The following is an 18,374-nucleotide window of genomic DNA, read 5'->3' as shown; positions in this document are numbered from 1 at the left end:
CTCTTTGTTTTCTGCCCCGGCAGGCTTCCTTTTACCCCGCTCTATGGTTTGCCCAATCAGAAGGAGCCTTGCCAAAGCGTTCTTTGAACTTTCTGCGAAAGTAGCCGGGGTCATTAAACCCGCAGGCATAAGCGACCTCGCTGACGCTTTTACCTTTCTTCAGAAGTAGCTGACTGGCGGTTTCGAGCCGCAGATCATTGATTAACCGGTTGGGAGATAAGCCAAGGACAGAGCTTAGCTTCCGGTGCAGCTGGCTTCGGCTCATGCCGAGATGGCGTTCCAGGTCAGCGCCCTTCAGGCCTGGGTCATCGATGTGCTGGTGGATGTACGTCCGTAGTTCCGTGAGCCAACCGGCTTCAGCAGGGGAGAGTTGTTCCCCTTCCGGAGGTGCCTTGCCGGCGGGTAACCATTCCGTGCGGAGCCGGGTAGCCATCCGGTCCCGCAAGGCCAACAGGTTCCTGAGCCGCAGGTGTAGTTCCCGTTCCTGAAAGGGTTTGGTCAGGTAGGCATCCGCTCCATGCTCCAGGCCTTCCAGCCGGTGCTCATCGGCCGTCCTGGCGGTTAAGAGTAACACGGGTAAATGACTGGTCAGGGGGTCTGCTTTGAGGTTGCTGCAGAGTTGGTGTCCGTTGAGCCCTGGCATCATTACGTCGCTAATGACGAGGTCGGGTGTTTCCTGACGGGCGATGGCAAGACCTTTTTGCCCGTCAGCGGCTTGTAGTATTGAAAAGTAGTCGCAGAGGCTTTCCTTCAGGAAATCTCTTATTTCCTTGTCGTCTTCAACGATAAGTAGCCTGGGCAAATTTGTCTTTCCGGCGGGGGAGAGGAGATCGCCTTCGGGCACAGCAATTTCGGAAGGGGATGCTTTGCTACTCATCGTTTTTCGAAGCGGCAGGCTTAGCTGAAACTCCGCTCCGCCCAGCGGAGCGTCTCCAACGCTTATCTCCCCTTCCATCAGAGTGGTGAGCTCCTGCACTAAGGCCAGTCCGATGCCCGTCCCGGAGGCAGACGCTTCGGGTGCACGAATGAATTGCTCAAAGATCTTCTTGCGTTCAGCTACCGGAACTCCCGGTCCGCTGTCCTGTACCCTCACCGTCCAGTGGGAAGAGCTGCTGTTGAGTAGAACCCTTATTTGCCCCTTGTTCGGGGTGAATTTGATGGCGTTGGCGATCAGGTTGGTGAGGATGCTGTCTAACTTGGCTGTATCAACCTGCACGGCACCTGCGTAAGCGCCCAAATCCTGCTCGAACGCCAACGAAATGCCTTTCTCTCTGGCCGCTGGTTTGTGCGCATTGACGAGCCCGCTCACAAAGCCGGAAAGGTCAACCGGGCTGTATTCAATGCTCAGTTGCTGATGCGTGATTCGCCGTAAGTCGAGCAACTGATTGATGAGCTCCAGTAACTTACGCCCCTGACGGTCAATACGTCGGGCCTCACGGGCTAAGGTCGGGTCCTCCTGCTTTTTGGCCCGCTCACGAAGCCTGCGGGCCGGGCCGAGGATCAAAGTGAGGGGTGTCCTGAATTCATGGGTCAGGTTCGTTAGCAGCCGATTCCGGAAGCTGTCCATTTCCCTAAGCTGTCTTATCGTTTGCCGTTCCAGTCGCCGTCGGACAAAAGCTCTCGCCAGGAGAAGGGCCAGCAGGCCCGCCAGGAAAAGTCCGGCCAGACGAATGTCCTTTCGCTCATACCAATACGGAGTGACGAAAATGGAAATTTTTCGGACTTCCGCTGACCATTGACCACGCCCGTTACTGACGCGCAGATTCAGCACATACTGGCCCGGCTGGAGATCGGTAAAGGCCAGGGATCGTTCCCGGCCGAGTACCTGCCATTCTCCGCCGTTTATTTGGTAGGAGTAATTGATTACCTCCTCACGCCCAAAATCAAGCGCGACAAAGCGCAAACTGAGCGCACGCTCATTTCTTTCTAACCGTAATTCGGTGAGCTCCTCCCAGGGGACGTTTGTCCGTCGTTCCTGACCATTAACTTTTACTTCCTGTAACACGAGTGATGGGAAAGGAGAACTCTCCGATAGTAACCGGTTGGGATCCACGCGAACCAGCCCGCCAATACCACCGAAAAAAAAGCTGCCATCGGGTATTTTGCTGGCTACTGAATTATTGAACTGCCGCAGCGGAGAGCCACTGAACCACTTCATCCGTTGCTGCTCAGGCCGGTAGTTACCGATCCGGTTTTCACTGGAAAACCATATCCCACTGGAGTCGGCCACTACGGATTCTAAAGAACCCAGCTGTTCCGCCCCAAGCCTGGTGTGTAAGACGGGGGCTTTGCCGCTGGGAATTTCAATGAGCCCGTCGCTGGCCGCGGCCCAGACATTTCCCTCCGGGTCAATGGCCAATTGCTTGATCCGGCCGCCGGCACTTTTATCGGGGTTTCCGGCAGCGTAATCGTAAAAATGGAACTTTCGTTCGGAGGGGGAAAAATAGCCGAGCCGGTCCTGGTAGTAATCGCCGGCACTACACCATATTCTGCCTTTAGGCCCTGGTATAATGGTAGCCAGGGCATTGCCCACCAGTTCCGGAAACTGTTGGGTAGGGGCGAACCACTCTATTTCTTCCCGTAACATATCCAACAGCCCCAGCCCACAGCTCGTGCCCAGCCAGTATTGGTGATCTTCTTTTTCGTCCTGATAGATGGCGTTGATTCTGCAGTTCACCAGGTCGGGGTGGCGAAAGGGAGTTAAGAAGCGCTCCGATTCATTATCGTAGCGATAAAGCGCGTCATGGCCTCTGCCGATCCAGGTCAGGTTCTGTCTGTCCGTATGGAAGCAGTTAAGGTCTTTGGCCTGCAGAAAGTCGTTCCTGGGAAAGTCCAGAAGTTCTGCCTTTGTCCCTACCCTGGAAGAGCGAAAAAGCCCTCGCCACCGCTCATAAGTGAAAACGACACCCTGAGGGCTAACGTGTATTTCAAGTGTTTGCGGTTCCTGGCCATCGGCTAACTGGTTTAAATAATGGCGTGGCCGGTCAGCGCGGGCGTTCAGGTAATTCAGCCCGAGGTAGGTGCCAATCCAAAGCCCGTTGTCCCCATTGGGTGCCAGCGCTCTGACGTGGTTGTCCAGCAAGCCATTGCTTTGGCTTTCTTCCCGGGTATAAATTACGCCTTCGCCGGAAGCGATGTCAATAAAGGAAAGCCCTTCACCCCGGACGGCCATGTATAAGCCTTCAAAGCCGTGAATGGCTCCGGGCTGAATATCTAAAATGGACCGGTTGATTTGTTGGAGCTCCGGATAGAGGTAGCGGATCAGGCTATCGTGCGGCTGCCAGGCATACAGGCCGCGGCTGGTGCCAATGATGAGACTGTCCCCGTAGGAGATAAGCGCAAACACTTCCGGAGGTTCCGGTTCTTTAAAAACGGCTATGGCGCGGGATTGCCCGATCTCCGCAACGCCACCTTTGCCAACCAATAAAGGCATACCCTCATGGATAACCGCCCGGTCCGGAAAGGGCAGGGGGCTGGAGAGACGTTTAAAGTCGTCCGTGTCCTGGTGGTAGCGGGCCGGCCCTTCAGACGTAACCACCAGCATGTCTCCGTCGGCAAGAGGAAGTAAGTCGAGAATATTGTTAGCGGGCAGGCTTCGGTAATGGCCCTGCTGATGGAAGAAGCGCTGAAAGCATCCGCTTGCCCGGTCGAGTCGGTTCAAACCGCTACTCGTGCCGACCCAGAGGTTCCCGCTTTCATCTTCTGCCAGGCATCTGACGATGTTGTTGGATAGTGCACAGCTATCAAGAATATCCGCTGAGTACTTTAGAAATTCATGTCCATCGTATCGATGGAGCCCGCTGTAGGCGGCGGTCCACAGGTAACCATATTGATCGGTAAGCAGGTCGTTGATCGCTTCAGCGCCCAGGCCATCCCTGGTGGTATAGGTGTCAAAATAAGGCTGTGGTACCTGTGCGAACAGGTAGGAGCAGAACAGCATTAAGAAAAGACAAAGTGGACGCAACGGCTGAGCTTGAGAGTGTGGACCACAAAATACTACTCTGTCAGTGAATGGTTTAGGGAACAAAAGTTAGCTGGTGGAGCCTCCTTTTATTTTTTAACCTCCACGGCACCTGCGTGCTGCGCTACCGTATTCTTCTGGTCCGTATTCTTCAGGAAAACATTGACGACCATACTCCCAACAATCAACACAATGCCCATAAAACTGAGCAGGGTGTAGCTCTCCTTGAAGAAAAGAAATCCGAGTATCAGAGAATAGACCACTTCCAGGTACCGGAAAGGGGCTATTCGGCTGGCGGGCTCCATTTGCAGTGAACGAGTCATGAACACCTGGGCGAAGTAACCCAATGCCCCCATGATTAATAAAGCGGCAAGCTCCGGCAGGGTAGGCGTCACCCAAAAAGGAATCATTGCAATGCCGGAAAGCACGGAGGCCGTCAACATAAAATAATTGATGATGACCATGGAGTGCTCCGAAGATCCGATTTTGCGGATTGTAACATAGACAAGGCCGGCAAAAACAGCACCGGTAACACCCAATAACAGGTTGAACGGGTCGATTCTGAAGTCAAACCCTTTGAGGAGGAAAACGCCGGAGAAGGCCAGCGCGAAAAGGAGCCATTGTATCGGGCGTACTTTTTCCTGGAGCCATATAACCGCGAAAACGGCGGTAAACAAAGGCGAGAGGTATTTCAGCGATACGGCAGCTCCCAGTGGAATACGTTGAATGGTGGCAAAAAAAAGCGTCATGGCAATTACCCCGAACAGTGCCCGGAGAATGAGCAAGCTTCGTTTATTACCCAACATCGATATGTTGTTGCGTCTCAGGTAGGTCATGGCGGCCAGTGAAGTGATCGCTGAACGAAAAAAGACAATCTGAAACAAATGAAACTGGGTCAGTTCTTTAATGATGATTTGCATCGTCACAAAGAAGAGGCCGGCCAGGATGATGTAGCGTATGCCCGGCGTGAGGTAGTCAGTCAGTTTATTCATTCAGGTGGTTGAGTCGTAGTGAAACACTTTCTAAGGGGTAGGGTTGCAGGGCGATCACCGCAGGTGCAGCAGTCGTTTTTTTAAAGCAAGGGGAGGGTGTAGTCGAGGGGCTAATAATTTATCATTTGCAGACCCCGTTGTATGTGTCTAATTGTGGTAAGTGTTATTTTTTATAAACAAAAAAGCCTATATTTGAACCCTGATTGAGCTGCAGGCTACCATTCTGACACTTTTTCCCACCTCATCTTCCACTTTTTACCACTTCTTATAGTGGTTCAAAGAAGAGATGAAAAGGATTCAGGGTGGTAGAAAGCAGTATTGTTAATTAAGTCTACTTCATTAAATTAGTGATTTGGTGCATTTTGTAACTTATTTGATGTTGTTCTATACCAAAAAGGTGATTTTTCGCCCTTGTTGAAAATAAAAATGTGAAAATTAGTGGGCAAAAGTGGTAATAAGTGTCAATAAGCTGTATTTTTACAGCCACGACGGGATTGTTGTATCCCGTCCTGATTACTTATGACACATCCATATGACTTACTTGGCGAGTATGACGTGGCCCTTGACAGCAAGGGGCGCTTCCGTTTGCCTAGTGGTCTGCTGAAGAGTCTTGGTGATCGTGACACACTGAAGTTTGTCGTCAACCGTGGTCTTGGTGGCTGCCTTACCCTTTACCCAAAGCCGGTATGGGACACCATCAAGCAGGAAGTCGATGCGCTTAGTGAGTACAACCAGAAGAACCTCGCCTTCAAGCGGGCCTTCTATGCGGGTGCTACCGAAGTGCTTCCTGACTCTGCCGACCGGCTGTTGCTGCCCAAGCGACTGCTGGCCCGGGCAAAGGCGGAGAAGAACATCGTGCTCAGTGCCCGCAACGACAGAATTGAAATTTGGGCGGAAGCCGTATACGAACAACTGCTGGAGGATGAGCCGGATGACCTGGCTGCCCTGGCGGAAGAAGTATTCGGTGATTCACCGCGGAGCGAGAAGGACAACGGCTAATGGCTGACGACTACCACGTACCCGTACTGGCGCACGAATGCGTGCGCTATCTGAATCTCCGCCCGGGAGGAGTTTACGTTGATGTAACCTTCGGTGGGGGTGGCCATAGCCGCCTCATCCTTGAAGCAGCTGGTGATATGGATATCCGGCTCTTCGGTTTTGACCAGGATGAGGAAGCCAGAGCCAATGCCCTGCCCGATGAACGCTTCACCTTCGTAGCCGCCAACTTCCGCCACTTGAGCAATTACCTGCGTCTGCACGGAGTAACCCAGATTGATGGGCTACTCGCTGACCTGGGGGTCTCCAGCCACCAGTTTAACCAGGCAGACAGAGGTTTCAGCTACCGCTTCGACGCGGAGCTGGATATGCGCATGGGCAAAGCCGCTGACCGCACCGCCGCCGATATAGTGAACAACTATGAAGCTGACGATCTGCAGAAAGTGCTTGGGGAATATGGCGAAGTCCGGAACGCCCGTACGCTGGCCCACGCAATCGTGGAGGCCCGCGCTCGGCAGCCGATCGTTACCATTCAGGATCTCCTGAATGTATGCGATCCGCTGGTGAGGGGAACCCGGCCGCGCTACCTGGCGCAGGTGTTCCAGGCACTGAGGATAGAGGTCAACGACGAGATCGGCGCACTTACTGATTTATTGGCGCAAGCCACCGATTTACTGATACCAAACAAAGGTCGACTCGTCGTGATCTCCTATCACTCACTGGAGGATCGCCTTACCAAAAACTTCCTCAAAACCGGCAACGCGGAGGGCGTCGTCAACAAAGACTTTTACGGGAAAATTGACCGTCCCTATAAAGTCCTGACGAAAAAACCCGAATTGCCTGCTGCTGAAGAAATTCAGCGCAACTCCCGGGCCCGCAGTGCCAAACTGAGGGTGGGGGAGAGGATTCTCGATTCTTGAATCTCGATTTTAGATTCTTGATTTTAGAACCACTAAGCGAATTTATTTGATTGCTGGATTTTATTGACTGTTGAGTTTTGAAACCCGTTTTGATCTACTTGCCGTGCGTCCTCGTGCGGAGCCAAATCAAGAATAGAGTATCCAAAATCAAGAATCAGAAATCCCCAAGGTGTGATAAAAAAATGGCAGCAAGACGCAAAGCCGGACGGTCCTTTGACCTGTCCACTTTTATTCTGAATAATCTCGGCTTTCTCGCCTTTCTGGGCGGGCTGGCCCTGTTGTATATCGGTAACGCACACTACGCCGAATACAACGTCCGTCGTATCCAGGTACTGGAAGACGAAATCAAAGAAAAACGCTGGTTGTATATGTCGCTGCAAAGCGAGAACATGTATAACGGGCTTCGTTCCGAGGTCGTTGAAAATGTTCGTGAAGACGGACTTCGCATGCATCGCGGAAAACCTAAAAAACTGGTGGTAGGCTCCAAATAGAAGCCTCCTCCAGACGCTAGTATCCACCCATTTTTCTAAACTGATTTATTTCTCCCAAAGTGGCCGTAAATTTTAAAGACGAAGTACTGGTACGCATCTACGCCATCACGGCGTTGATCGTCGTTCCCGTGGCGGTGGTGCTCGTCTGGCGAACGATCGATATTGCCGTCCTGCGGCAGGCAGAGTACCTGGAAATGGGAAGTGAACTGTTTCAGGAGCGGACGGTGACGGCGGAGCGTGGAAACATCTACAGCCGTAACGAAAATCTGCTGGCCACTTCGGTGCCTTACTTCAGCTTACACTTCGATCCCTTTGTTGCCCCGCCGAGAGAATACTACGATAATGTGGACAGCCTGGCGTACCTGCTGGCCACCCACGTGAACCCTGATATGACGACGGGTGCCTGGCGTGAGAAGTTGATCGATATGCGCGATAGTGTAGGGCAGCGGGCTAAGCATTACTACAAAATTGCGGAGAGCGTAAGCTACCGCAAACTGCAACAGATTCAACGGTTCCCGATCTTTAACCTCGGCCGGATGCAGGGAGGATTGATCGTGGAAAAACGCGACGAACGCAAGCGCCCTTTCGGCTGGCTGGCCCGGAGAACTATCGGTTACAGCTCTGATAATAAGCTCGTCGGTATCGAGGGTGCTTTCAACGAGCCACTGGCAGGAAAAAGCGGTAAAGCAGAAATGTTCCGATCACCGGGTGGCATCTGGCTGCCGACGGAGAACCTCTCCATTGTGGAGCCTACCTCCGGAGCGGACGTGTACACTACAATCGACGTCAACATCCAGGATATTGCTGAAAATGCGCTCGACCGGGCCGTTCGCAAGCACCTCCCCAACTGGGGCAGTGTAGTGGTTATGGACGTGGAGACCGGCGCGATCCGTGCAATGGCGAATCTGGGTAAAACCAGAGACGGTGCCCGCTACTACGAAATGTACAACTATGCTCTGGCGATGGCCACCGAGCAAGGATCGACCTTCAAGCTGGCTACCATGATGGCCCTGTTGGAAGATAATAAGGTAACGCTGGACAGTGAGATCGACATTGAAAACGGGAGTAAAGAATTCTATGATAAAACGATCACGGACTCTAATCCCCTCAGTCGGAAGTGGAACGTGATCAGTGTACGGCAGGCCTTCGAACAGTCTTCGAATGTGGCGATGGCCAAACTGGCCGACAGCTTGTATCAGGACAACGAATTCTCCGCCCGACTGCAATCTTTCCACCTTAACGAAAAGACGGGGGTCGAGATCGAAGGTGAAGCGCAACCCTTCATTAACGATACGAGCTCTACGACCTGGTCGGGTATTTCCCGGGCATGGCTGGCCTTTGGTTACGAGAGCAAGCTGACACCGCTGCAAACGCTGACTTTCTTCAACTCCGTTGCTAACAACGGACGAATGATGAAGCCTTACCTGGTGGAGGAAGTCCGCCGGGACGGTGAAGTCGTGACTGACTATAAGCCAACGGTGATCGATGAAGAAATTGCTTCCCAACAGACCATCGAGCAACTACGGATGCTGATGGAAGGAGTAGTAGAAAACGGTACGGCTTACAAACTGAAGTCGGACCAATACCGCTTTGCGGGTAAAACGGGAACAAGCCAGCAGAACTATGGTAAGCGCCGTCGGAAGAAAGAATACCAGGCCAGCTTTGCGGGCTACTTCCCGGCGGAGAATCCAAAGTACAGCGTCATCGTTGTCATTTATAACCCCAGCCGGGGTGGTTACTACGGTGGAGAGGTTGCCGGACCTGTTTTTCGTGAAATTGCGGACAATATCTACAACAGCATGATTGAGGTACACGATGCTCTCAATGAAGGCCCCCGGCCAGTGCTGTATGCTGGTCAACTCCCGAATCGGGATGCAGGCTACCTGGATGAAATCACCCGGGTACTAGACTATGTCAACGTTGATCTGGACTCGCTGCCCGCCACAGAACTAGCCGTTGTGGATGCCGGAGACGAACGGGTTGACATCAAACCCTGGGACCCCGCAGCCCAGAAATTCCCGAACGTTCGGGGCATGCGCTTGCGTGATGCCGTATACGTCCTGGAGAACGAAGGATACCGCGTTCACCCCCAGGGGGTAGGGCGCGTAACGGACCAGAAATGGCACAAAGACGGCCGCGGCCAACGCGGTAAGGATGTGACCTTAATCCTAAATTAAAGACTCTTCATTTTTTATTTTTTGCAACTGAGATTAGAACCATGCAGCTCACTCAATTAATCGATCGTATTCAACCACTCGCCGTTTCCGGTGAGCCGGTCGGTCGTGTGGTGAGCGGCATGGTTTTTGACAGTCGTCAGGCAACAAGTAATAGCCTGTTTGTGGCCGTTCGCGGAACGCAGGTAGATGGACATGATTATATAGATAAAGCCATTGCGAATGGCGCTACGGTGGTGGTTTGTGAGGAGATGCCGGAGGGTGGACCAGGGGAGGGGGGGTGCTACATCCAAGTCCAAAACTCCGCTCAGGCCCTCGCACTCCTCGCCACCGAATTCCACGGCAACCCCAGCCAGGATCTTACCCTCATTGGCATCACGGGCACCAACGGTAAAACAACCGTTGCCACGCTCTTGCACGACCTCTTTACCAAGTTGGGGTACAAGGCCGGTTTGCTGTCTACCGTTGAAGTCCGCATCGGTCAGACGGTCCTGGAAGCCACCCATACGACCCCTGATGCATTGGCCATCAATGCACTGCTGGCCGAAATGCGGGCGGCAGGCTGTGACTATGTCTTCATGGAAGTCAGTTCCCACGCCGTAGCCCAACACAGAACGGAAGGCCTCGCTTTCAACGGCGGGGTATTCACCAACCTGAGCCACGATCATCTAGATTATCATGAGACCTTTGCGGCCTACCGGGATGCTAAGAAGGCTTTCTTCGATCAACTGGAAAAAACGGCTTTTGCACTGACTAACGCCGACGATAAAAATGGCGCCATCATGCTGCAAAATACGGCAGCCGCCAAGCGCGCTTACAGTCTCCGGAAAATGGTCGATTACCGCGCTAAGGTACTCTCCAGCTCTCCCCAGGGCTTACAGCTGGAGGTGGACGGAACGCAGGTGTTTACTCGCCTGATCGGACGCTTCAATGCCTATAATTTACTCGCAGCCTACGGCGTCGCCACGGAGTTGGGAATGGCTAAGGACGAAGTGCTCATCGCGCTGAGTAGCCTTGGGGCAGCCTCCGGCCGCCTTGACTACGTCACTGATCCCACGGGTGCAATTACGGCTGTGGTGGATTATGCCCACACACCGGATGCACTTCGGAACGTTTTGGAAACCCTGGCGGATATAATGCCTCCCGGTGGACGACTACTCTGTGTCGTCGGTGCCGGCGGCGACCGCGACCGGAGCAAACGCCCCGAAATGGCCCGCCTCGCTGCCTCCCTGTCGGATCAGGCCATCCTGACCAGCGATAACCCCAGAAGCGAAGACCCTGAAGCCATCCTCAACGAGATGGAAGCCGGCCTCGTCTCCGCTGACCACAAAGCAAAAAGTCTGCGCATTACCGATCGCCGTAGTGCCATCCGCACCGCCGTACAGCTCGCCCGACCCGGAGACGTCGTACTGGTGGCCGGAAAAGGCCACGAAACCTACCAGGAAATCAAAGGGGAACGTTTTCCCTTCGATGACAAGCTGGAATTGACTAACGCCCTCAACACTCGTGCTCATGTTAGTTAGTCTGTTCGAATGGCTGGAATCCGTACTGGGAGATTTTCCCGGAAACAACCTGCTTGACTTCCTGAGTGTGCGGGCAGGTATGGCCATTATTCTGAGCCTGATCATCAGTATTATTTTCGGGGGCAAGATTATCAAGATGCTGCAACGGCATCAGATGGGAGAATCGGTGCGGGACCTTGGCCTGGAAGGCCAGGCCCAAAAGGCGGGCACCCCCACCATGGGTGGTGTTATCATCCTGCTGGCCATCATCGTCCCTTGCCTGCTGATGGGTAACCTGGGAAATACCTACCTCGTCACCATGCTGATCGCAACGGTCTGGATGGGAGCCATTGGCTTTACCGATGATTACCTGAAGATCAAGCATAAGAATAAGGACGGATTGGCGGGGCGGTTCAAGATTGCCGGCCAGGTAGGCCTTGGCATTCTGATCGCTCTGGTCATGCTGTTCAGCGAACAGGTCACCGTAAGAATGACCGAAACGGAAGCTGAGACCATTGGGCTGACCGATGCTGATCGGGTAGGGGAGGTAACTACCGTATCTCTGAATACCGGAGAAGAGGTAAAACGGGCCAATTACCGGACCACCCTCACCAACGTACCCTTTATCAAGAACAGCCAGATGGCGTACGAGAATATCTTCAATATCGGCGCTTCGCTGGTGTGGATCATTTTCGTGCCTTTCATTGTATTTGTCGTCACGGCTATCTCCAACGCTGCGAACCTGACGGATGGTCTCGATGGCCTGGCCACTGGCGTATCCGCAATTGTCGCAACGGTGCTGGCGGTCTTCGCCTATGTGAGCTCCAACGCCATTGCCGCCAATTATCTCGGGGTGCTACATCTGCCCGGAACGCAGGAGCTGGTCATTTTCAGCGCTTGCTTGCTGGGCGCTTGCCTGGGTTTCCTTTGGTACAACGGCTTCCCCGCTACGGTCTTCATGGGAGATACCGGATCGTTGGCCCTGGGAGGAATTATCGCTGCACTCGCGATTCTGTTGCGTAAAGAACTTCTGCTGCCGCTACTCTGTGGAATTTTTGTGATCGAAAACCTTTCCGTCGTACTGCAGGTCGGATACTTCAAATACACGAAGAAAAAATACGGCGAAGGCCGACGCATTTTCCGAATGTCACCCCTTCACCATCACTATCAAAAACTCGGTATGCCGGAAACCAAGATCGTAATCCGCTTCTGGATTGTGGGCTTGTTGCTGGCCGTAGCTACCATTCTCACCCTTAAACTGCGCTAAAAACGCCGTCGACTGAAGTCGACGGTACAAACTTAAACCATGTCAACGAAGAAAACCATAGCCATCCTCGGAGCCGGAGAATCCGGCGTAAGTGCGGCCCGCCTCGCACAGCGGGAGGGCTATGCCGTCTTCGTATCTGACGCAGGGCCGGGCAATGAGAAGTACCTGCAGGAACTGCGGGAGGCTGGTATCGAGTTCGAAACGAATCAACACACGGGCGAGCGCATCTTTGCTGCTGATGAGGTGGTGAAGAGCCCCGGAATTCCAGACAGCGTACCGATGATCGTAGAACTGCGCAATGCCGGGAAACCGGTCATTAGCGAGATTGAGTTTGCCTACCGCTTTGCGCCACGGGGTGCGGAGATCATCGGTATTACCGGCTCGAACGGTAAGACGACCACGACGATGCTGACGCATCACCTGCTTGACTTCGCCGGCGTCAACGCCCTGGCTGGCGGAAACCTTGGCGACAGCTTCGCGAGGCTCTTGCTGGACGAAGAACCTGCTGACGTCTACGTGCTCGAACTCAGTAGCTTCCAGCTGGACGGTATGGTTGATTTCCGCCCTTCCATTGCGACGGTGCTGAACATTACACCCGACCACCTCGATCGCTACAACTATGAGCTGGAGAAGTACGCCGACAGCAAGGTGTCCATCGCTAAGAACCAAAAGCTAAGCGACCGGCTGCTAGTCCTGGCCGATCAACAAACCATTGCACCTGCGCTCCGGCGCCAAAGTCTGGACACGAACATCACGACGATCTCTCCGGAGGACGTCCGTGGCACTTCCGTCTTTATCGACGGCTACGAATTCAACATGGGCACGGGCAGTCTGCGTGGCCGCCACAACGGCCTCAATGCACTCTTCGCCATTCGTATTGCGATGATTCTGGGGGTGACTGAAAAAGAAATTCAGCTGGCACTGGACAGCTTCCGCCCTGCGGCCCACCGCATGGAAGTTATCCCCACCAGCGACGGCCGAACCTGGATTAATGACAGCAAAGCCACCAATGTAGACGCCAGCTACTTCGCCCTCGAAGCGATGACCGGCCCTACTGTTTGGGTCGCCGGCGGCACCGATAAGGGCAACGATTACGATGTGCTGCGCGAGATCGTGCAGGACAAAGTGCACACCCTGATCTGTATGGGTATTGATAACAGCAAGCTGGTCGAAGCCTTCAAAAACGACGTGCCAACGCTGCTCGAATGCAGCAGCGCTGCGGCCGCAGTGACCTTCGCCAACCAGCGGGCTAAAACCGGAGATACCATCCTGCTCAGTCCCTGTTGCGCCAGCTTTGACCTTTTCAAGAACTACATCGACCGGGGAGATCAATTCCGTACGGCCGTCAAAAACCTTAACGCATGAACCTATCAGCACGCATAGCGACGGAGTTGCGGGGTGACCGCGTAATCTGGGCCATTGTGGTCCTGCTGGCCATCATTTCCATGGTGTCCGTCTTTAGCTCTGCATCATCTCTGGCCTACGTGGAACGGGACGGTGAAGTGGGCTACTACCTGATGAAGCACGGCCTCATCCTTGGTTTTGGGATTGTGGTTATCTACATCTGCCACTTGCTGGCCTACACAAAATTCAGCCGCTGGGCGCCAGGCTTACTGGTGGTTGCCTTTGCCCTGTTGTTAGTCACGCTGTGGCTGGGGGTAGACATTAACAATGCTAAGCGATGGTTGAAAATCCCCATTATCGGGCTCACCTTCCAGAGTTCTGACTTTGCCAAACTGGCCCTGATCATCTTCGTTGCCCGGTCCATTGGGTCTAAGCAAGACGTGATCAAGGACTTCAAAGAAGCTTTCCTGCCCATCATCGCCCCGATCATTGGCATCTGTATGCTGATTGCCGTAAACGATCTTTCTTCCGCTCTGATGCTTTTCCTGATCTGCATGCTGATGATGGTGGTTGGCCGCGTAGCCATCCAGTACATCGTGATGCTGGTGCTGCTGGGCATTTGTGCCTTCAGCCTGATGGTGATGATAGGTGCACGTTACCCTCACCTGATCCCCCGGGCATCGACCTGGGAAAAGCGGATTGAAACTTACTTCAACCCGGAACGCGCCAGTACGGACGATCGCTACCAGATCACCAAAGCCCAGATCGCGATGGCCAATGGTGGCCTGATCGGCGTTGGCCCCGGAAACTCAACCCAAAGAAACTACGTTCCTTCGGCGCACGCTGACTTTATCTATTCCATCATCGTGGAGGAGTATGGCGTCGTTGGCGGCATTGCGGTCATCAGTCTGTATGTGCTTCTGTTCTTCCGGATAGTTCGCCTGGTAACCCGTAGTTCCAAAGCTTTTGGCGCTATGGTTGCCTTCGGAATCGGTATGGCGCTGCTGCTGCAGGCCTTCTTCAATATTGCGGTCAACCTCGACCTGCTACCCATCACCGGGCTTACTCTTCCCCTGATTTCCATGGGGGGTACGTCCCTTTTGTTCACCTGTGTTTCCTTCGGCATCATTTTGTCTGTCTCGAAATACATCGAAGCCGTTACCGCTGATGCAACCTAGTGTCGGACATAACACGGCCCCCTTACGAGTAATCGTAAGTGGCGGCGGCACCGGCGGGCACATCTACCCGGCCATCGCCATTGCGGACGAGCTCAAGCGGCTTCGCCCCGATACCGAGTTCCTGTTTGTAGGAGCGGAAGGAAAGATGGAAATGGAAAAGGTGCCAATGGCGGGCTACAAGATTGTTGGCTTACCGATTCGCGGATTGGACCGGACGAAGAAACTGTCGAACCTATCCTTCCCCTTCAAGCTGCTTGCCAGCCTGTGGCAGAGCCGTGGCATTATCAAAAGCTTCCGCCCGGACGTAGTGGTGGGCACCGGCGGTTACGCCGGTGGGCCAATCCTATACGTAGCGGCGAAGATGGGCGTACCGACGCTGATCCAAGAGCCGAATGCCTTTGCCGGTCTGGCCAATAAATGGGTGGGTAAGTACGTGGATAAAGTTTGTGTGGCCTTTCCGGGAATGGAGAAGTTTTTCCCGAAGGAAGTGCTGGTGGAGACGGGTAATCCGGTGAGGGAGGAGATGCTGAAGCGGGTGCTTCGGCATAGCGCGGACGCTCAAAGGTCCTTCCAGGACGCTTCGAGGTCCACTACGATACTTCTAATGGGTGGAAGCGGAGGTGCCCGTAGCCTCAACGAAGCATTGCGCGACAACACTGAGCTTATTCAGGCGCGGCCGCAGGTGCAATGGATCTGGCAATGTGGCAAGCATTATTACGAGGCCTTCAAAGACTGCGCTACCGCGCAGTTACCCAACGTCACCATCTCCGCCTTCATCGACGACATGGAGCAGGCTTACGCTGCAGCTGACGTCGTCATCGGACGTGCTGGCTCCACGACCATCGCCGAAATCCAGTTCCTCGGCAAACCCACCATCCTGGTGCCCAGCCCCTGGGTAGCGGAAGATCACCAAACCATGAATGCCCGGGCACTGACGGAGCGGGACGCTGCTGTCCTGGTCGCAGATAAAGAAGTAACCGATCAACTTGTATCAACTGTCTATGACTTGCTTGATAAGGAAAACCGCCGCCAGACCCTGAGTAAGAACGCTCGCGCAATGGCCCAGACCGGCGCCGTTACCCGCATTGCCAACGAAGTACTTAACCTCATTTCTTCACCCGCCAAAACTGCCGCCTGATGCAATTAGCTGACGTTAAACAAGTCTACTTTATCGGTGTTGGTGGCATCGGGATGAGTGCGATTGCCCGCTACTTTAACGGGCGCGGGTTGCCGGTTGCGGGGTACGATAAGACCGAGACGCCGCTGACTCGTGCATTGGAAGCTGAAGGTATTGACATCCACTACGGTAAGGCTGATGTAAACCTGGTTCCTGAACCCGCTGCTGATTTGCTGGTGGTATGGACGCCTGCTATTCCCCGTGACTTTGCCGAACTGGTGAAGGTGCAGACTGGTGATTACACCGTTATGAAGCGCTCCGCAGTACTCGGGCTCATCAGCCGTGGCATGCAATGCGTTGGCATTGCCGGCACGCATGGTAAAACGACTACGACTACGCTTACGACCAAGTTGATGACGGTAGCCGGGCTTTCGCCCCATGCCTTCCTCGGTGGCATCCCCCGTGACTTTGACGGAAACTACGTTGCTGGCGACAGCGATTGGGTCGTCGTCGAAGCCGACGAATATGATCGCAGCTTCCTGCAGTTGCACCCGACCATCGCCGTCATACTTAGCTGCGACCCCGATCACCTCGACATTTACGGAGATCATGACAACATGCTGGAAACCGGTTTCCGGGCCTATGCACGCCAGGTGGTTGAAGGCGGGCAGTTGATTGTGCGTTATGATGTAGCGAAATATTTCTCTGGGATCGACCACGTTTTACTCTCCACTTTTGGTATTGGGACCGGGGATTTTTCCGCACAGAACATTCGCGTGGAAGACGGTGCTTTCCATTTTGACCTCAAGGAGCCTGACGGGCATCTGGTTACTAATATCCGAACAGCTTTGCCCGGCCGGCACAACATCGAGAATGCCGTAGCGGCCTGCGCAGTAACGAGACTGGCTGGCGGTGGAGAAGACGCTATCCGTAAGGGACTGGATACCTTCCGGGGCATCGCCCGGCGGTTTGAAGTCGCGCTCAAGACCGATAAGATTGTCATCATTGACGACTACGCTCACCACCCAACCGAGTTGGAAGCGGCCATTAGCGCCGCCCGGGAGCTGTATCCCGACAAAACTATCCGTGGCGTCTTTCAGCCCCATCTCTTCAGCCGGACACAGGACTTCGCTGCGGGCTTCGCCCGCGCTCTGGACCTGCTCGACGAAGCGATCCTGATCCCGATCTACCCCGCCCGCGAGGAGCCTATTCCCGGGGTGACAAGCAAGATGATCTATGATGGAATGGCGTCCCCTAACCGCCGACTGCTTTCCAACGAAATGATGCTCGACGCTACGGCGGAACTATCCGACGGCGTACTACTGTTACTGGGCGCGGGGGACATCGATGCCCTGATTCCGAAAATTGTAGCTCAACACCAAAACACTCTCACCCATGGCTAACCGTAAAAGCAAAAAGGCTCCCTTCGGACTTCGGCTGCTGACCGGCATCCGTACCTACGGCTGGATCGGGGTAGCTCTCGCCGTTGCCGTTCTGGCTATCTCTGCGATTGGTTCGCGGGAGGCGGCCCACGTAGCCACCATTGCTCCGGTGGTGTTGCCGTTGCCCGACGGGGAAGCGCTCGTGGTGGAAGATGAATTACTTGACCTGCTGGCGGCCAGTTTTACCAAGCCTATGAACGAGCTTACCCTGGGCGATATCGACATCGAACGGGTAGAAGAAGTACTCGAAGGCCAGGCCTTCGTCGCGGATGCTGACGCCTTCGTAGACGATGATGAACAGCTCAACATTATCGTCACGCAGCGGGTACCGCTGCTGCGCGTCATCGCTGAAAATGGTCAGAACTACTACCTCGACGAAGACGGTGTTCGGATGCCACTCAGCGAAACCTACACGGCCCGTGTGCCCGTGGCCAGCGGAAACGTTGTGCTCTGGTCTGATGATTTCATGGACCACGAAGACCACCAGCTCCGGCAGCTCGTCGATCTGGCGCACTACCTGCGCAAGGATGAGTTCCTCAACGCGCTGGTCGAACAGATTTATGTCAACTCAAAGGGCGAGTTCGTACTTGCTCCTAAAGTCGGTGATCAGGTAATCTACCTCGGTCGCTACCACGAAACAAAAACGCAGGAACGCCTGCGTCGATTAAAAACTTTCTATCGCGAAGGCCTCCCCTACGAAGGGTGGCGTAAGTACAAAAGCTTTGACTTGCGCTTCTCGGACCAGGTGGTGGCGAAGAAACGATAGTCCGTTGGTCCGTTGGGCTGCCGCGAGGGATAGGCGGGATAGTGTGGGAGTAGCTCAGGTTACGATACACTTTTCACGCTTCCAAAATGCGGCAGCGTATCACATCTGCCACGCCTCCAAAGTGCGGCAGCCCAAAAGACCAAAAGACCAACGAACCAAAAGACCAAAAGACTACAATAAACCCACGACCGCTCGTAATGACCCTACGATGTCGAGTATTTTTT

At 54.1% G+C, this 18,374-nt stretch carries 13 protein-coding genes; 11 read left to right on the top strand and 2 right to left on the bottom strand.

Features of this window, described 5'->3' with window-relative positions; translation table 11 throughout:
- Positions 1-31 precede the first annotated feature (31 nt).
- Both BM123_RS08445 and BM123_RS08440 read right to left on the bottom strand, forming a co-directional pair.
- Entirely contained in the window at positions 32-3,940 is a 3,909-nt protein-coding gene (locus BM123_RS08445) for a hybrid sensor histidine kinase/response regulator transcription factor (RefSeq protein ID WP_090167255.1), read from the bottom strand.
- Between the two features lie 110 nt (positions 3,941-4,050).
- Positions 4,051-4,953, bottom strand: coding sequence for a DMT family transporter (locus BM123_RS08440; protein WP_090167253.1), 903 nt, complete (start codon positions 4,951-4,953; stop codon positions 4,051-4,053).
- A gap of 519 nt (positions 4,954-5,472) precedes the next feature.
- Between BM123_RS08440 and mraZ the strand changes: the two genes are divergently transcribed.
- The 11 genes from mraZ (at position 5,473) to BM123_RS08385 (ending at position 18,150) form a co-directional block, all read left to right on the top strand.
- Entirely contained in the window at positions 5,473-5,952 is a 480-nt protein-coding gene (gene mraZ, locus BM123_RS08435; protein WP_090167250.1) for a division/cell wall cluster transcriptional repressor MraZ, read from the top strand.
- Entirely contained in the window at positions 5,952-6,869 is a 918-nt protein-coding gene (rsmH, locus tag BM123_RS08430; RefSeq protein ID WP_090167248.1) for a 16S rRNA (cytosine(1402)-N(4))-methyltransferase RsmH, read from the top strand. Before mraZ ends, rsmH begins: the two co-directional genes overlap by 1 nt.
- 182 nt (positions 6,870-7,051) lie before the next feature.
- A complete protein-coding gene (locus BM123_RS08425; protein WP_090167246.1) occupies positions 7,052-7,360 on the top strand; it encodes an FtsL-like putative cell division protein in 309 nt (102 codons plus the stop codon).
- A 59-nt stretch (positions 7,361-7,419) separates the two neighbouring features.
- Positions 7,420-9,537 carry a penicillin-binding transpeptidase domain-containing protein gene (locus tag BM123_RS08420; RefSeq protein WP_090167244.1) on the top strand — a complete coding sequence of 706 codons (2,118 nt, stop codon included), beginning with the start codon at positions 7,420-7,422 and terminating at the stop codon, positions 9,535-9,537.
- Between the two features lie 41 nt (positions 9,538-9,578).
- Complete coding sequence (locus BM123_RS08415) at positions 9,579-11,057, top strand: UDP-N-acetylmuramoyl-L-alanyl-D-glutamate--2,6-diaminopimelate ligase (RefSeq protein WP_090167242.1); 1,479 nt, start codon at positions 9,579-9,581, stop codon at positions 11,055-11,057.
- Positions 11,047-12,303, top strand: coding sequence for a phospho-N-acetylmuramoyl-pentapeptide-transferase (gene mraY, locus BM123_RS08410; protein WP_090167240.1), 1,257 nt, complete (start codon positions 11,047-11,049; stop codon positions 12,301-12,303). Before BM123_RS08415 ends, mraY begins: the two co-directional genes overlap by 11 nt.
- A gap of 39 nt (positions 12,304-12,342) precedes the next feature.
- The gene (gene murD, locus BM123_RS08405; protein ID WP_090167238.1) at positions 12,343-13,668 is read left to right on the top strand and encodes a UDP-N-acetylmuramoyl-L-alanine--D-glutamate ligase; all 1,326 of its coding nucleotides are present in this window, start codon (positions 12,343-12,345) and stop codon (positions 13,666-13,668) included.
- Positions 13,665-14,825, top strand: coding sequence for an FtsW/RodA/SpoVE family cell cycle protein (locus BM123_RS08400; RefSeq protein ID WP_090167236.1), 1,161 nt, complete (start codon positions 13,665-13,667; stop codon positions 14,823-14,825). Before murD ends, BM123_RS08400 begins: the two co-directional genes overlap by 4 nt.
- Complete coding sequence (gene murG, locus BM123_RS08395) at positions 14,815-15,963, top strand: undecaprenyldiphospho-muramoylpentapeptide beta-N-acetylglucosaminyltransferase (protein ID WP_090167234.1); 1,149 nt, start codon at positions 14,815-14,817, stop codon at positions 15,961-15,963. Before BM123_RS08400 ends, murG begins: the two co-directional genes overlap by 11 nt.
- Positions 15,963-17,345, top strand: a complete 1,383-nt coding sequence (murC, locus tag BM123_RS08390) for a UDP-N-acetylmuramate--L-alanine ligase (protein ID WP_090167232.1) — start codon at positions 15,963-15,965, stop codon at positions 17,343-17,345. Before murG ends, murC begins: the two co-directional genes overlap by 1 nt.
- Complete coding sequence (locus tag BM123_RS08385; RefSeq protein WP_090167230.1) at positions 17,338-18,150, top strand: cell division protein FtsQ/DivIB; 813 nt, start codon at positions 17,338-17,340, stop codon at positions 18,148-18,150. Before murC ends, BM123_RS08385 begins: the two co-directional genes overlap by 8 nt.
- Positions 18,151-18,374: the final 224 nt, after the last annotated feature.

It is taken from the genome of Neolewinella agarilytica (assembly GCF_900110645.1).
Classification (GTDB): Bacteria; Bacteroidota; Bacteroidia; order Chitinophagales; family Saprospiraceae; genus Neolewinella; species Neolewinella agarilytica.
This window is presented reverse-complemented; position numbering and strand designations above follow the sequence as displayed.

Excerpts from the sequence above, each read along its gene's own strand:
- BM123_RS08425 (WP_090167246.1), top strand. The coding sequence starts at position 7,052 with ATGGCAGCAAGACGCAAAGCCGGACGGTCCTTTGACCTGTCCACTTTT.
- murG (WP_090167234.1), top strand. The coding sequence starts at position 14,815 with ATGCAACCTAGTGTCGGACATAACACGGCCCCCTTACGAGTAATCGTA.
- mraY (WP_090167240.1), top strand. The coding sequence starts at position 11,047 with ATGTTAGTTAGTCTGTTCGAATGGCTGGAATCCGTACTGGGAGATTTT.
- rsmH (WP_090167248.1), top strand. The coding sequence starts at position 5,952 with ATGGCTGACGACTACCACGTACCCGTACTGGCGCACGAATGCGTGCGC.
- murC (WP_090167232.1), top strand. The coding sequence starts at position 15,963 with ATGCAATTAGCTGACGTTAAACAAGTCTACTTTATCGGTGTTGGTGGC.
- BM123_RS08385 (WP_090167230.1), top strand. The coding sequence starts at position 17,338 with ATGGCTAACCGTAAAAGCAAAAAGGCTCCCTTCGGACTTCGGCTGCTG.
- BM123_RS08415 (WP_090167242.1), top strand. The coding sequence starts at position 9,579 with ATGCAGCTCACTCAATTAATCGATCGTATTCAACCACTCGCCGTTTCC.
- mraZ (WP_090167250.1), top strand. The coding sequence starts at position 5,473 with ATGACACATCCATATGACTTACTTGGCGAGTATGACGTGGCCCTTGAC.
- BM123_RS08445 (WP_090167255.1), bottom strand. The coding sequence starts at position 3,940 with ATGCTGTTCTGCTCCTACCTGTTCGCACAGGTACCACAGCCTTATTTT.
- murD (WP_090167238.1), top strand. The coding sequence starts at position 12,343 with ATGTCAACGAAGAAAACCATAGCCATCCTCGGAGCCGGAGAATCCGGC.
- BM123_RS08440 (WP_090167253.1), bottom strand. The coding sequence starts at position 4,953 with ATGAATAAACTGACTGACTACCTCACGCCGGGCATACGCTACATCATC.
- BM123_RS08400 (WP_090167236.1), top strand. The coding sequence starts at position 13,665 with ATGAACCTATCAGCACGCATAGCGACGGAGTTGCGGGGTGACCGCGTA.